This window comes from Marinobacter sp. LV10R520-4 (genome assembly GCF_002563815.1).
Taxonomy (GTDB): Bacteria; Pseudomonadota; Gammaproteobacteria; order Pseudomonadales; family Oleiphilaceae; genus Marinobacter.
This window is the reverse complement of sequence record NZ_PDJM01000001.1, coordinates 1,927,804-1,941,644: the sequence shown is the minus strand read 5'-3', so window position 1 is coordinate 1,941,644 and position 13,841 is coordinate 1,927,804. Positions and strand designations below refer to the sequence as shown.

At 52.8% G+C, this 13,841-nt stretch carries 12 protein-coding genes and 1 CRISPR repeat array; of the genes, 6 read left to right on the top strand and 6 right to left on the bottom strand.

What is annotated here, in order from left to right; translation table 11 throughout:
- Nucleotides 1–82: 82 nt before the first annotated feature.
- The 4 genes from csy1 to cas6f are packed head-to-tail and all read left to right on the top strand — an operon-like array spanning nucleotide 83 to nucleotide 3,994.
- Entirely contained in the window at nucleotides 83–1,429 is a 1,347-nt protein-coding gene (gene csy1, locus ATG98_RS09380; protein WP_098422737.1) for a type I-F CRISPR-associated protein Csy1, read from the top strand.
- Nucleotides 1,366–2,409, top strand: coding sequence for a type I-F CRISPR-associated protein Csy2 (gene csy2 / locus ATG98_RS09375; protein ID WP_218925853.1), 1,044 nt, complete (start codon nucleotides 1,366–1,368; stop codon nucleotides 2,407–2,409). Before csy1 ends, csy2 begins: the two co-directional genes overlap by 64 nt.
- A gap of 27 nt (nucleotides 2,410–2,436) precedes the next feature.
- The gene (gene csy3 / locus ATG98_RS09370; RefSeq protein WP_098420802.1) at nucleotides 2,437–3,438 is read left to right on the top strand and encodes a type I-F CRISPR-associated protein Csy3; all 1,002 of its coding nucleotides are present in this window, start codon (nucleotides 2,437–2,439) and stop codon (nucleotides 3,436–3,438) included.
- Between the two features lie 10 nt (nucleotides 3,439–3,448).
- The gene (gene cas6f, locus ATG98_RS09365; RefSeq protein ID WP_098420801.1) at nucleotides 3,449–3,994 is read left to right on the top strand and encodes a type I-F CRISPR-associated endoribonuclease Cas6/Csy4; all 546 of its coding nucleotides are present in this window, start codon (nucleotides 3,449–3,451) and stop codon (nucleotides 3,992–3,994) included.
- A gap of 129 nt (nucleotides 3,995–4,123) precedes the next feature.
- A CRISPR array of direct repeats spans nucleotides 4,124–5,473; the repeat unit is 28 nt; unit sequence CTTCACTGCCGAGTAGGCAGCTCAGAAA.
- A 91-nt stretch (nucleotides 5,474–5,564) separates the two neighbouring features.
- Here the strand turns inward: cas6f and phoU are convergent.
- From phoU to ATG98_RS09340, 5 genes are all read right to left on the bottom strand, one after another.
- The gene (gene phoU, locus ATG98_RS09360) at nucleotides 5,565–6,287 is read right to left on the bottom strand and encodes a phosphate signaling complex protein PhoU (RefSeq protein WP_098420800.1); all 723 of its coding nucleotides are present in this window, start codon (nucleotides 6,285–6,287) and stop codon (nucleotides 5,565–5,567) included.
- A 44-nt stretch (nucleotides 6,288–6,331) separates the two neighbouring features.
- Nucleotides 6,332–7,249 carry a phosphate ABC transporter ATP-binding protein PstB gene (gene pstB / locus ATG98_RS09355; protein WP_098422735.1) on the bottom strand — a complete coding sequence of 306 codons (918 nt, stop codon included), beginning with the start codon at nucleotides 7,247–7,249 and terminating at the stop codon, nucleotides 6,332–6,334.
- Between the two features lie 10 nt (nucleotides 7,250–7,259).
- Complete coding sequence (pstA, locus tag ATG98_RS09350) at nucleotides 7,260–8,537, bottom strand: phosphate ABC transporter permease PstA (protein ID WP_098422734.1); 1,278 nt, start codon at nucleotides 8,535–8,537, stop codon at nucleotides 7,260–7,262.
- Nucleotides 8,530–9,918, bottom strand: a complete 1,389-nt coding sequence (gene pstC / locus ATG98_RS09345) for a phosphate ABC transporter permease subunit PstC (protein WP_098422732.1) — start codon at nucleotides 9,916–9,918, stop codon at nucleotides 8,530–8,532. The genes pstA and pstC overlap by 8 nt, the downstream gene beginning before the upstream one ends.
- Nucleotides 9,919–10,066: 148 nt before the next feature.
- On the bottom strand, nucleotides 10,067–11,125 hold the full coding sequence (locus ATG98_RS09340) for a substrate-binding domain-containing protein (RefSeq protein ID WP_098422731.1): 1,059 nt from the start codon (nucleotides 11,123–11,125) through the stop codon (nucleotides 10,067–10,069).
- Between the two features lie 228 nt (nucleotides 11,126–11,353).
- Here ATG98_RS09340 and ATG98_RS09335 point away from each other — a divergent pair, with 228 nt between their 5' ends.
- Both ATG98_RS09335 and ATG98_RS09330 read left to right on the top strand, forming a co-directional pair.
- Nucleotides 11,354–11,755, top strand: coding sequence for an acyl-CoA thioesterase (locus tag ATG98_RS09335; RefSeq protein WP_098420795.1), 402 nt, complete (start codon nucleotides 11,354–11,356; stop codon nucleotides 11,753–11,755).
- A gap of 71 nt (nucleotides 11,756–11,826) precedes the next feature.
- Entirely contained in the window at nucleotides 11,827–12,624 is a 798-nt protein-coding gene (locus ATG98_RS09330) for an undecaprenyl-diphosphate phosphatase (RefSeq protein ID WP_098420794.1), read from the top strand.
- Nucleotides 12,625–12,652: 28 nt separating this feature from the next.
- Here ATG98_RS09330 and ATG98_RS09325 read toward each other — a convergent pair whose 3' ends face one another.
- Nucleotides 12,653–13,777, bottom strand: coding sequence for a helix-turn-helix domain-containing protein (locus ATG98_RS09325; RefSeq protein ID WP_098420793.1), 1,125 nt, complete (start codon nucleotides 13,775–13,777; stop codon nucleotides 12,653–12,655).
- Between the last annotated feature and the right edge of the window lie 64 nt (nucleotides 13,778–13,841).

The following is a 13,841-nucleotide window of genomic DNA, read 5'->3' as shown; positions in this document are numbered from 1 at the left end:
AGTATCCGAAAACTACGAGGACTTGAATTATAATCCTATGAGGCTATATTCTGTCTAAAATAGGATAAAAAAAAGGAATGTTATGGATAACCTAAACCCACTGGCCGAAACAATAAAGACGTTTATTGCAGACCGTCTGACCACCAAATTGGATGCGTTCGACAAAGATGCTGTTAAGCAGCGCGCAAATGCAGAGCCTGGCGTCGCCATCGCGCTTGAACAGAAACTGCAAGAAAAACGCGCTGAACTTGTAGCCTACTTCCAACCGCAAAACTGGCTTACCGAAGCCGCAAAACGCGCAGGCCAGATCAGCATGGTGACCCATGCGCCCAAATATACCCACTCAGACACCAGGGGAATGGGCGTATTTCTTCAGCCCAACGAGGGCGCTACTGAAATAAAGACCAGCGCATATCTGCATTCACAGTCACTTGACGAACTGGAGCCAGACGTAGTTGGCAACGCCGCAGCGTTGGACGTCGCGCGACTTTTGCAACAGTCGTCAGATGGACACTCGTTGTTGGCGGAAATCGCATCGGGTGAAAGCTCGGCACTTGAGCAATTAGCAGCGGATAACCAGCAGTATCAGTCCTGGTTACATGGATTAAAGGCAGCGCTTCACGATAAAGAGCTAAAAAGTGGCCAGTTATCCAAGCAGCTCTACTTCCCCGTTGAGGACGGGTATCACCTGATTAGCCCGCTGTACGCCTCGTCACTCAATCAGAAGCTCTACATCAAGATAACCAATAGTTTTTATTCCGAATCGTCTAAAAGTATCCGCGAAGCTCGCAAAAAAGGCCGTTATTGTGCCGACGACGCGGTGCGCTTTCCGAACATAGCGGTCCAAAGTTTCGGTGGGACCAAGCCGCAAAATATTTCCCAGTTAAATACCGGCCGCTACGGCCGCGGTTTTCTACTGTCCTCACAACCGCCAGCCTGGAATACTCAAATCAACACGCCCTCCGGAAGCAAACACTCATTCTGGCGGCAGTACGATCGCCGTGCCTGGCGAACGGTGAAAAGTCTGCGTGATTATCTGGAGCGAATTGCCAAGCGCACCAGTACTGTAGAACGCCGTGATCGGCGGGCTGCAATGGTAGACGAGCTGGTCGATATTCTGTTGATTTGCGCCGCAGAGGTACAACAACTGCACGCTCAGCGCGGCTGGAGCGCCGAAACAGATTTGAGCTTTGCAGAACAACTTTGGCTCGACCCTTACAGAACTGAGCTGGACGAAGAATTCAAACAACAACGGGCGAAAAACGACTGGCAAAGCGATATCGCTCGCCAGTTTGCAACCTGGCTAAACAGTCGCCTCAGTTATAAAACAACGTTGAGTGGTTTTAGCGATGCGGAGTTCCAGGAATGGAATCGGCTTTTAGAGAAAAAACTGCTGCTGCTAAAAGACGATCTGGAGGCAGGCCGATGAAATCACTACTTATCCTGAAACATGTACAAGTCCAGAACGCCAACGCAATTGCTGGGCTAACCTGGGGCTTTCCCGGCATAACCAACTTTCTGGGTTTCACTCATGCGCTGTCACGCTATGCAGAGAAAATACAAGGCGTACGATTTGACGGTTGCGCGGTCGTTTGTCACAGCCACCAGGTACAAGCCCACCAGCCCACGCCATACGGAGAATATGTGTTTGCGCTAACACGCAATCCACTAACAAAAGAGGGAAAAACCGCACCTTTCAACGAAGAGGCGCGAATGCACATGGACGTCAGTCTGGTTATCGAATGCGACTTTATCACCGAAGACCTGGATTTTGGTGCAGCCAGCGATTCTGAAAACACCGCCCGATTTGAAAACGAGCTCGCGCGTAAAATCCCCATGATGAGACTGGCCGGCGGCACAATACAGGCAATTCAAGGCGTTGAATTTAAGACGCTGAGCGAAGACTACGACGAACGCAGCAAAGAATTCAGAAAGAGTATGCTCAGATTGCTTCCGGGCTTCATGCTGGTCGATCGTTCACCACTACTGCACGAACATCTTTCCAGTCTGAGAGAACGGCAAGCTGATGCCACCCTGTTGGATGCCTGGCTGGACTTTTCAGCACTCCGGTATCGCGCTTACCCTCAGATTGCGGAAGGAAAAACAGCCGATGAAACAACACCGGCAGAATGGCGCTACGTTGCCAAGCCAGGTGAAGGATGGCTAGTACCCATAACAACCGGATTCAAAGCAATATCACCATTATATCCACCCGGCGAAGTGGCCAACGCCCGCGACCCCAGCGTGCCATTTCGTTTTGTGGAATCGGCGTACGGCGTAGGCCAATGGATAAGCCCTCACCGCCTACGCGACATAAGCCATATTTTTTGGCGCTACCAACAGGATGGCGACTGGTACCTATGCAAAAACGACTATCAATCTGAATCTACACAACTGCTGCAAGACTAAACTCAATCGGAAGAGAAGGATAAAATCATGGCGAAATTAACAACAGCATCTGTACTGGCCTTTGAGCGCAAACTGGCAAACTCGGATGCATTAATGCATTCAGGCTACTGGGATGACCGGGCCGCCGCAGAAAAATGGTCACCGCTGGCCGTTCAAACTAAAGACGTACGTGGCACCATATCCAACCGTATGAAAACTGCGATAGCCGACGACCCGGCAAAAATGGATGCCGAAATAGAAAAAGCCAATCTTCAGCGCGTAGACGTCGCGGCTCTACCTTTTGACGCTGACACCCTGAAAGTACATTTTACCCTGCGAATTCTGGGCGGGCTGGCGACACCTTCAGCCTGCAATAGCCCCGAATATCAAAGCGCTCTTGCAGAAAAAGTAAACGGTTATATTCAAAAAAATAGCTTCGCTGAACTTGCCACGCGTTACGCAGAAAACATTGCCAACGGCCGCTTTCTTTGGCGCAACCGTGTAGGTGCGGAAGCCGTAGAAGTGCACGTTACCCATGGCGACAACCGTTGGATTTTCGATGGCTATAGCTTCAGCTTGCGCAAATTGTCTCAGCCCACCGGCGACTTAAAAGCACTAAGCGATGTAATTCAAAAAGGCCTGGAAGGTGAAGACTTTGCCTTTATCACCGTCGATGCGTTTGTAAAACTGGGCCAAGGCCAGGAAGTGTTTCCGTCTCAGGAACTGATTCTGGACAAAGGAAAAAGCGACAAGAGCAAAGTGCTGTATGACGTCAGTGGCATAGCGGCTATGCACTCACAAAAAGTAGGCAATGCTTTGCGAACAATTGATACCTGGTATCCCGATGCGGATGAAGTTGGCCCGATTGCGGTAGAACCTTATGGTTCCGTAACCAGCCGGGGTAAGGCGTACCGGCAGCCAAAAGACAAAATGGATTTTTACACATTACTGGATAACTGGATTATTAAAGACAAAGAACCGGAGTTGAACCAGCAGCATTACGTAATCGCCACGCTCGTTCGCGGTGGGGTTTTCGGCAAAGCAGATTAAAGGCGACAGAATGAACCACTACATCGATATAAAAGTGCTGTCAGATCCAGAATTCAATACGCCAACGTTGATGAACGCGGTGTATTCGAAACTCCACCGAGCGCTGGCCGCGCTTGATGGAAACTCGATCGGCGTCAGTTTCCCAGAACTGCGTAATACACCGGGGGCACTGCTCAGAATTCATTCAGAACAAGCAACGCTGAATGATTTGATGGAGCAATATTGGTTGAAAGGCCTGGGAGACTATACCGAGGTGACAGCCGTTAAACCCATCCCGGCGAACGTCAGCTATGTCACTGTACAAAGAGTGCAAAGCAAGCAGACGGCCGCCCGCATACGGCGTGCAGTGAAACGTAATTCACTGGAAGTTGAGGTGGCTGAAAGCATGCTTCAAAATCGCGCACCATTAACGCATCCCTTTTTGCGGTTACAAAGCCAATCAACCAAACAGCATTTCCCGCTGTTTATTGAACAAAGCCCTCCACAAGCTGAACCTGTAGAGGGCGAGTTCAATACGTACGGCTTGAGCCAAGGCGCAACGGTACCCTGGTTTTAACCCTTTTTTTGCACGGCGGTTTGAATCGAAAAAAATCAATGAGTTAGGCGGCAGATCAAAAAATAGGTTTGCCGCCTTATTTTTGTCATCGTTCTTTAAAAATTAGTTACTTAGACTATTTTTTAGTTACTTCACTGCCGAGTAGGCAGCTCAGAAAGCCTAAAATCTGGCGCTTGAGGGTGTAAATCCCTTCACTGCCGAGTAGGCAGCTCAGAAAACGCTGGTCACGCCTTGGTCGATGATGAGTGGCTTCACTGCCGAGTAGGCAGCTCAGAAAATGAGTGAGTTCAAGGCCAGCCCGCCGAAGATCTTCACTGCCGAGTAGGCAGCTCAGAAAAACCCTGTTGGTGTGCCCGCGAGCGCCGTTTTCTTCACTGCCGAGTAGGCAGCTCAGAAAACCCCAAGCCAGGCGAAACCAAGTCATTTACCCTTCACTGCCGAGTAGGCAGCTCAGAAAACGAAAGCGCAATGACCAGCCTGGCGATGATGCTTCACTGCCGAGTAGGCAGCTCAGAAAGCAAGTGAGTAGCTGTAAACGTCTGCGCCATCCTTCACTGCCGAGTAGGCAGCTCAGAAAAGGCCGAAGCGGAAGATCGCCGGGCGCAACAGCTTCACTGCCGAGTAGGCAGCTCAGAAAGCCTGGCACGTCCGGGCTGGGCCGTTAAACAACTTCACTGCCGAGTAGGCAGCTCAGAAAAGCTGGCTGTAGCGGAAGACGAGATGAGTCACCTTCACTGCCGAGTAGGCAGCTCAGAAAAGAGAGAATTTCTAATGCGCCACGCTTCACTCCTTCACTGCCGAGTAGGCAGCTCAGAAAGTGCGGTACACCGGGATGTCTACAAGGCGTATCTTCACTGCCGAGTAGGCAGCTCAGAAAAGCTGGTGAACGCCGTTATCAGCTCATCTCGCCTTCACTGCCGAGTAGGCAGCTCAGAAAAGGCCGATGACTGGATCTGCATGAAAGATAAGCTTCACTGCCGAGTAGGCAGCTCAGAAAACGTAATAGCCAAGGCCATCTGCGTCAATATTCTTCACTGCCGAGTAGGCAGCTCAGAAATGCAATGCCTGGCGGTTCGCCGGTTCGCCGCCCTTCACTGCCGAGTAGGCAGCTCAGAAAATCTTGAAGACTCGCTTATTAAGCAGGGGCAACTTCACTGCCGAGTAGGCAGCTCAGAAAGCAAAGTCATCAGCCGGCTTCTGGCACAGCTGCTTCACTGCCGAGTAGGCAGCTCAGAAAGGAGGGAGTAATGTTTTTAGCGCCACCCGTTCCTTCACTGCCGAGTAGGCAGCTCAGAAAGCCTGGCACGACCGGGCTGGGCGATCAAACAACTTCACTGCCGAGTAGGCAGCTCAGAAATGAAAGTCTGCCCAATCTGCTTTCCCGACGTTCTTCACTGCCGAGTAGGCAGCTCAGAAATTTGAAACCCTAAGCTGGATGCAACCAGTCGCGCCTTCATTGCCGAACAGGCAGATCGGAAATAACGGCCGCAGACGTTAATTAAACCGGCGCGTTTCAACCCCAAGCAAGCAAGGCATTAACACGAAGCTCGGCTTAGCGCTAAACTTTACCCTACCGCCCCACTACCCGCTCTTTTTCTTCCATCGGCGTATGGCGTACATCCTCACCCTTAACCATGAAAATCACGTTTTCGGCAATGTTACAGGCGTGGTCTCCTACCCGTTCCAGAGCCCGCAGTACCCACATGATCGACATGCAGCGGGATATGTTGCGGGTATCTTCCATCATATGGGTCAGAAGGGTGCGGGTGGCGGCCTGATACTCTTCATCTACTCGTTTGTCTTCCTTCATGACTCGCAGCGCCTGTTCGGCGTCCAGCCGCGCAAAGGCGTCCAGGGAATCGTGCAGCATGGCGTGCACATGGCTGCCAATGTGGCGGACTTCCACGTAGCCGAGTGATGTCTGGCCCTCTGCCTCCAGCTTCAACGCCAGTTTGGCGATTTTTTTGGCCTCGTCGCCCACCCGCTCCAGATCGACCACCATTTTGATGACCGCAATAACCAACCGAAGGTCCCGCGCCGCGGGCTGGCGCCGGGCGATAATGAGTATGGCCTCTTCATCGATGTCAATTTCCATTTGGTCAACGCCACGGTCGCCTGCGCGCACTTGTTCCGCCAGCACGCTGTCGTTGGTGGTCAGCGCCTGCACGGCACTGCCAATTTGCGCTTCCACCAGCCCGCCCATTTCCAGAAAACGGGTTTTCAGTTCCAGCAGCTCATTGTTGAAACGCTGGGAGATGTGATCGCCATACACTTGGTCTTTGTTATTCGGCATTGTATTGCTCCGTAAATAGTCTGGCCCTACCGGCACAGGCTGGCTTAGCCGAAACGGCCGGTAATGTAGGATTCGGTCAGCGGGTGCTGGGGAGAGGTAAACACCGTGTCGGTTTTGTTCACTTCCACAAGGTGACCCATGTGGAAATAAGCGGTGCGATTGGAAACCCGAGCCGCCTGTTGCATGGAGTGAGTCACGATGACGATAGTGTAGCTTTCGGACATCTCGGCAATCAGTTCTTCCACCCGTGCAGTTGCAATCGGGTCAAGGGCCGAACAGGGCTCGTCCATCAGGATCACTTCCGGACTGACGGCAATGGCGCGGGCAATACACAGCCGCTGCTGCTGGCCGCCGGACATGCCGGTTGCCATGGCATCCAGACGGTCTTTAGCCTCGTTCCACAAGCCCGCCTTGCGAAGACTGTTTTCGACAATGTCGTCAAGCTCGGACTTGCGATTTGCCAGCCCGTGGATTCGGGGCCCATAGGCCACATTGTCGTAGATCGATTTTGGAAAGGGATTCGGCTTTTGGAACACCATCCCTACCCTGGCCCTCAGTTCAACCACGTCCCGCTTGGAGTCATAGATGTTCTGATCGTCCAGCTCAAGAGAACCTTTAACGCGGCAAATATCAATGCTGTCATTCATGCGATTCAGGCATCGCAAAAAGGTTGATTTACCGCAACCAGAAGGACCGATGAAGGCAATGACTTCGTTCCGGCCAATATCCAGGCTGATATTCTTGATAGCCCGGTCTGCGCCGTAGGAAACGTCCACATTACGCAGCTTGAATTTAGGGTCGTCGGCAAATGGCTTTCCAACCGTCTTACCTTCTTCAATCACGGTATCTTCGGGCTTGTCTTCCATCACGGTATCTTTGCCCCTGTCTTCAGACACAGGAATCGCTGCCCCCTTGCCTCGCATGTCGGCTTCTGCGGAAATACTCGGACTCATCGTGTTCATATCCTTCTCCTTACCAGCGACGCTCAAGCCGCTTGCGCAGCCAGATCGCCAATGCGTTCATAATGATCATGAAAGTAAGCAGCACCATGATGGCGGCGGATGCCAGCTCCACAAAACCTTGCTCGGAGCTGCTCGCCCAGAGGTAAACCTGTACCGGCAGCACAGTGGCTGAACTGAAAAACCCATCCGGTACATCCACGATAAACGCCACCATACCAATCAGCAGAAGCGGTGCGGTTTCACCCAGAGCCTGAGCCATACCGATGATGGAACCGGTCAGCATGCCGGGCATGGCCAGGGGCACCACATGATGGAGCACCACCTGCATCTTGGAGGCGCCAACACCCTCGGCCGCCTCCCGTATTGAAGGCGGGACACTTTTGATGGCGGCACGGCTGGAAATAATGATGGTTGGAAGCGTCATTAACGCAAGCACCAAACCACCTACGACAGGAACCGATCGGGGCATTCCGAACAGGTTTATGAATACCGCCAGGCCCAACAAACCAAATATGATAGACGGTACCGCAGCCAGGTTATTGATATTCACTTCGATAAAATCGGTAAGCTTGTTCTGGGGCGCGAACTCTTCCAGATAGACCGCTGCCGAAATTCCCACGGGGAATGAAATGGCCAGGGTCACCAGCATGGTCAACAGGGAACCGACAATCGCGCCAAGAACACCGGCGTTGGCAGGCTCCCTGGAGTCACCTCGGCTGAACAGCACATCGTTGAAGCTGGTGTCGATAATCCCTTTTTCTAACAGCTCGTCCACCCAACCTTGCTGCTGTTCGGACAGTTTGATGCTGTACCGCGGATTGTCCGCATGCTTGACGTACACCGACACCCGATCATGGGTGGGGAACTCAATGGTCTGGGTGGTACCCAGAAGCTCCGGGTTTTCTGTCAGTAAATTGCGGATTTCGCTGTCTGCAAAGGTCCCCAGAAAACGGCCCAGCTGACGCTTCTCAGCCGCGCTAGCTGCCTCAGGAACTTGCGCCTGCAAGGCGGCGATAATCGGCGCCTTAAAATCCGCGCTGGACCATTGATCTTTATCCGTCGGATCATCCAGGTACATCATTGTGGAATCGAGAGTCACTTCCAAGGTGATGGTGGTCTTTACGAACCCGGTGTGTCCCTTGCTGATAATGTCGGCGAACAGGATAAACAGGGACGCGAGTGCAATGAAAATCGCCAGAATTCCGTACAGCCGGAATCGGCGTTCCTTACGGTACCGGCGTTTCAGCGATTTGCGGACCCTCTCCGCCTGAGAACTTTGATCAGTCATACTGTTCCCTATATTTACGTACGATCTTCAGTGCGACCACGTTGAGCAGCAGCGTGACAATGAAAAGCAGCATGCCGAGGGCGAAGGCCGAAAGCGTCTTGGCGCTGTCGAACTCCTGGTCACCCACCAGCAGCGTCGCAATCTGCACGGTTACGGTGGTCACCGAGTCCAGCGGATTGGCCGTCAGGTTGGCCGCGAGCCCTGCCGCCATGACCACAATCATGGTTTCACCGATGGCACGGGACGCTGCCAGCAGAATACCGCCAATAATGCCCGGCAGGGCCGCCGGGAAAATCACCTTCTTCATGGTTTCCGACTGCGTCGCACCCAGAGCCAACGAGCCATCGCGCATGGTCTGAGGTACCGCACTGATCACGTCATCTGACAGCGATGACACGAACGGCACAATCATAATGCCCATCACCAGACCGGCGGCCAGAGCACTCTGGGAGGAGGCCTCAAGGCCCACTATTGCGGCAAGGTCACGAATAAACGGGGCAACGGTCAAGGCCGCGAAAAAGCCGTAAACAACGGTAGGAATGCCCGCCAGCATCTCCAGCACAGGCTTTATTGTCGAGCGCATACGCTTGCTCGCATACTCTGAAAGATAGATGGCAGACATCAGTCCAACGGGCACGGCAACCAACAAAGCAATGGCGGAAATCAGCAAAGTGCCGGTAAACAGGGGAATAACACCGAAAGCGCCTTCGGAACCTATCTGATCGATCCGTATAGCGGTTTGAGGACTCCAGCTGGTTCCGAACAGGAACTCGGTAATCGGCACTCTGTCGAAGAAACGCATGGTTTCGAGAAAGACCGAGAATACGATACCTGCGGTGGTCAACACGGCCAAGGCAGCACACGCAAAGAAGATTCGGCGCAGGGTGGTTTCTACGTTTTTTCTGGCGTTTATGTGGGGCGCTACGCGAGTCCAGGCAAAGGTTGCTCCCAACACGGCAATCAACACCACCAGGATGGCCTTAAAGTTCCCGCTCTTGTCTTGCATGGCTTCCAGCAATGATGCCGCCCCGGTAATATGCTCCGGCAAAAACTCAGGGTTGAGGCTGCCAGCTGCCACGTTGCTGATTTGAGAAAGAATCAGGCTTGCCTGTCCGGCCGACTCCGGCCAGGTATCCTGGGGCAGCGATGCGATCACAATGCCCTGAATGACCTTGTCTTCAAAACCGGCCCAGACTGCCAGCACAATCAGTGCCGGAATAGCACACCAAAGCGCTGCACGCGCCGCGTAGTAAAAAGGAAGAGCCTTGAGATTCCGGATGCCACCAAGGGGCGCTGCCACAGCCCGGGATCGCATATAAGCGAGGCCATAGGCAACCACGGCGAGAACCAGAACCAAGGGCAGAAGATTGGCCGTCTGCATATCAGTCTCTGTGTTGATGGTTTTGAGTTAGCTGGGCACCTATTCTGCCAGCTTGCCGCATAAAAATATTCATACAACCGCAACAAAACAACGCAAGCCTGAAAGCCTGCGTTGTTTTGTCGTCATCCTTGACGTTGCCTGATCGGCCTTATAACTCGTTACCCGTCATCGGCGCCAGTTCTTTCACTGCTTTGGCAATCTTCATGCGCTCATTGCGCGGGGCTGGGATCAAGCCTACATCGACCAGGTAGCCGTTATCACCCCAGGTGCCCTCGCTGGTGAACTCGGAAATGTATTCCTGAATACCCGGAACAACACCCACGTGCGCCTTTTTGACGTAGAACCACAGTGAGCGGGCTACCGGATATTGGTCGCTGGAAATCGCTTCGGGGGTCGGTTCGACGCCGTTCACGGTCGCGGCCTGGATCTGGCCAGTGTTTTCCATGAGGAAGCTGTAGCCGAAGATACCGAGAGTTTCTGGGTCTTGGGCCAGACGCTGAACGATCAGGTTATCGTTTTCGCCGGCTTCAACGAACGGGCCGTCTTCACGCATGCTTTGACACACGGTTTTGAACTTGTCTTCGTTGTCGTCTTCCATCTGCGCGATCATGGGGAACTGTTTGCAACCGCTTTCCATCGCCAACTCAACAAACGCGTCGCGGGTGCCTGACGTCGGAGGCGGGCCCATTACGCTGATGGCAATATCCGGAAGGCTGGAGTCGATTTCGCTCCACTTCATGTAAGGGTTGGCAACCAGCTCGTTGCTGCCGTCCGGGTTAGGTACATCTTTAGCCAATGCCAGGAAAATTTGTTTCAGGGACAAGTCGAGCTTTTCCGCTTCCTTGGAGTTTGCCATAACGATACCGTCAGCACCGATACGCACTTCGGTGATTTCCTTGACGCCGTTGGCCTGGCACATGTCGAATTCGCTCTTCTTCATGCGACGGGAAGCGTTGGTGATGTCCGGGTGCTGGGTGCCAACACCTTGGCAGAATAGCTTCAGGCCGCCACCGGAACCGGTAGACTCAATTTTAGGCGTCGCGAAATCGGTATTACGGCCGAAACGCTCGGCAACCACGGTCGCAAAAGGATATACCGTTGACGAGCCGACAATGCTAATGGTGTCGCGAGCCATGGCCGGAGCCGAAAGTGCCGCAATTGCACCAGCAAGGGTTACTGTTGTCAGAGCTTTATATAGTTTAGTCACCGTGTTTCTCCTAGGTTGCATCACTTTTTATATCGACATCTGCCGTTCTGATGGCCCAAGACTAGGCATTCTCTGTGACAGGTTTGTGACAAAGGCTAAAATTATCTAAATTCATCATCAGAACCGCGAACACACCTGACAAATGGCAGGCGCGGCATTACCATGCAGCCAAACAATTAAGGAATTTGCCAAACTGGCATTCCGCCACTTTTCTTAAAGGCCTGTGTGATGAGCACTTTTGACGACGACAAACCAATGCCCCTCGGCGAGTTAATCCTGCGAATCATTCCTTTCCCCGGCGATACCAACGCCAACGGAGATGTGTTCGCGGGCTGGCTGGTAAAGCAAATGGATATTGCGGCGGCCACTATGGCGGCCAGGATATCCCAAGGCCGTAGCGCCACTGTGGCGATGGACCGGATGGAGTTTTTATCGCCGGTACGGGTTGGCTCGCAGGTTGGCTGTTATTGCGAGCTGATCGAAATCGGCCGTAGCTCCATGAATATAAAAGTAGAAGTGTGGACGATGGACCGCTACTCCGAAGATCGCCGCAAGGTGACCGAAGGCCACTTCGTTTATGTGGCGATTGATGAAGTGGGCCGCATCCGCGAGGTGCCAGTCCAGCCCTGACCCCCGCTGTGTGTAATCTCCTGGCCTGCTCTGGCGCCCTGGATTGTTGTGAAACTTTGGATTGATACGATATGGACTTTTTTCAGGCAATTTTTCTTGGCCTGCTGCAGGGGCTGACAGAATTTCTGCCCATCTCCAGCTCTGCCCACCTTATTCTTACTCCGGCCCTGCTGGACTGGCAGGACCAGGGCGTAGGCTTTGACCTGGCCGTTCACGTGGGCACCCTGCTGGCGGTGGTGCTCTACTTCCGCCGCGATGTGTTCGGCATAGCCCGCGATGGCCTGGTTTCCATGGCCCGGCGCCGCATTGTGGGCCAGGGTGCCATGGCGTTTTATCTTGTGATAGGCACCATCCCCGCAGGCCTGGCAGGATTGGCGCTGCTGGATATGATTGATAACGAGCTGCGCTCACCTGCGATCATTTTCACCACCACCCTGGTGTTCGGTTTGCTGTTGGGTGTGGCCGACTGGATACCCAAACGCGATCGCTCGCTGGACTCCATTCGCTGGAAAGACGCGCTGATTGTTGGCCTGGCCCAAGCTATTTCCCTGATACCCGGCACCTCACGCTCGGGCATTACCATCACCGCTGGCCTGTTTCTGGGCCTCAGCCGCGAAGCAGCATCCCGCTTTTCATTCCTGCTGGCCATCCCGATTACGGCGCTGGCGGCGAGTGTAAAAATCCTGGAAGTGGCGATGATGGACATCGCTGTAGACTGGACGGGCTTTTTGATCGGCGGCGTGACTTCATTCGTGATGGCCATCACCGCCATCCACTTCTTCCTGAAGTGGTTGAATAAAGTGGGTATGTGGCCGTACGTGGTTTACCGGGTGATTCTGGCTGGGGTGATTTTTGCGGTCCTGATGTAGATTTTGGAGCCGGTCCATTATTAAGTGCTTAGTCAGTAGACGCTTTTGTGAACTTGAAGTTTTTTTTCAGGCCATTCATCCATGACGGCGGTATTACTCCATCATGCTGTAAACGTCCCACTACTATACCTGGGTGAACTCCAATCTCATCCGCAAAATGGCGAACTTTCGCTTTGTTATTTAAGCCGTTCAACTTGTCGGTGTATTGAGCAGGGATTAGCCAGTCTCCAGCCCAACTGTTTGCTTCATGCTCCTGTGGGTCATCAGTATGAGTAGCGTTAGGATCGTCAAGGAAGACAGATTTTTTCTCTTCTCTACTCCCAGAGTGCAGCAAAATGTGCGCTGCTTCATGGAAAAAAGTGAACCAGAATTTATCGTTCGTTTTACCGTACAAGGAAAGCTGTATAAAAGGCCGTGTAGGGCCTAGCCACCTAGCAACACCACTTACATGGGCTCTTGGGATAGCAGGCACCAAAAAAAATGTTATACCTGCCCCTGAAAGCAACTGCCTCATTTTTGGTTCAAACTCTTCCGGCGACTCGCATGTGAATGTGCGAATAACGCGCAAAGCTTTTTCAAAACGAGCTTTGTTGTACTTAGGCACTTCAACTTGTTCCGCGTGTTGCTCTCCTAACCTTAGCCATGAGGAGATCGCACCAACATCGCATTGCTCAGCCCTGCTTCTGCGAAATGCCATTTGCATACCACCGTAGTGCGCTCTCCACTCACTTGGTGATGCAACGCCAAAGAATCGCAGACACGCTTCAACCACATTTGGTTTATTCTTCTCAACCAAGCGTTGCTTAGCAATGGCGCCGTTATCCATTAATGCTTTAACCGGTAAGTCATCAAGCCAAGGCACCCAATTAGCGTGCTGTTCAGCAGCTTCCAGTCGCGCTTTATGATTTTGATAATTAGCTTCGCGAGTTAGCCAAAAATCAACAGTCCCACCGACTACGCGCTCCAGACGAAGTGCAGCGTCAACGCTAAGCGATACTTTGCCGTTAATAAGCTGACTAACGTGTTTCTCTGTGTACCCCAAACGTTGAGCAAGTTCGGCTTGAGTCCAGCCGCGCTCTTCGGATATATCAAGTATGGATTCGCCAGGCGGGGAGACCCAGTCTGGCGCAAAGGCAGCACTCAACTCAGTCATGATAGTCCCCTATATATTCAATACACACTATGGTCACTTGGGCCCAGTCGATACCCCCGTCATC

What these genes read in the sequence shown, in the direction of transcription:
- csy1 (WP_098422737.1), top strand. Translation starts at nt 83, where the DNA reads ATGGATAACCTAAACCCACTGGCCGAAACAATAAAGACGTTTATTGCA.
- csy2 (WP_218925853.1), top strand. Translation starts at nt 1,366, where the DNA reads ATGGAATCGGCTTTTAGAGAAAAAACTGCTGCTGCTAAAAGACGATCT.
- csy3 (WP_098420802.1), top strand. Translation starts at nt 2,437, where the DNA reads ATGGCGAAATTAACAACAGCATCTGTACTGGCCTTTGAGCGCAAACTG.
- cas6f (WP_098420801.1), top strand. Translation starts at nt 3,449, where the DNA reads ATGAACCACTACATCGATATAAAAGTGCTGTCAGATCCAGAATTCAAT.
- phoU (WP_098420800.1), bottom strand. Translation starts at nt 6,287, where the DNA reads ATGCCGAATAACAAAGACCAAGTGTATGGCGATCACATCTCCCAGCGT.
- pstB (WP_098422735.1), bottom strand. Translation starts at nt 7,249, where the DNA reads ATGAACACGATGAGTCCGAGTATTTCCGCAGAAGCCGACATGCGAGGC.
- pstA (WP_098422734.1), bottom strand. Translation starts at nt 8,537, where the DNA reads ATGACTGATCAAAGTTCTCAGGCGGAGAGGGTCCGCAAATCGCTGAAA.
- pstC (WP_098422732.1), bottom strand. Translation starts at nt 9,918, where the DNA reads ATGCAGACGGCCAATCTTCTGCCCTTGGTTCTGGTTCTCGCCGTGGTT.
- ATG98_RS09335 (WP_098420795.1), top strand. Translation starts at nt 11,354, where the DNA reads ATGAGCACTTTTGACGACGACAAACCAATGCCCCTCGGCGAGTTAATC.
- ATG98_RS09330 (WP_098420794.1), top strand. Translation starts at nt 11,827, where the DNA reads ATGGACTTTTTTCAGGCAATTTTTCTTGGCCTGCTGCAGGGGCTGACA.
- ATG98_RS09325 (WP_098420793.1), bottom strand. Translation starts at nt 13,777, where the DNA reads ATGACTGAGTTGAGTGCTGCCTTTGCGCCAGACTGGGTCTCCCCGCCT.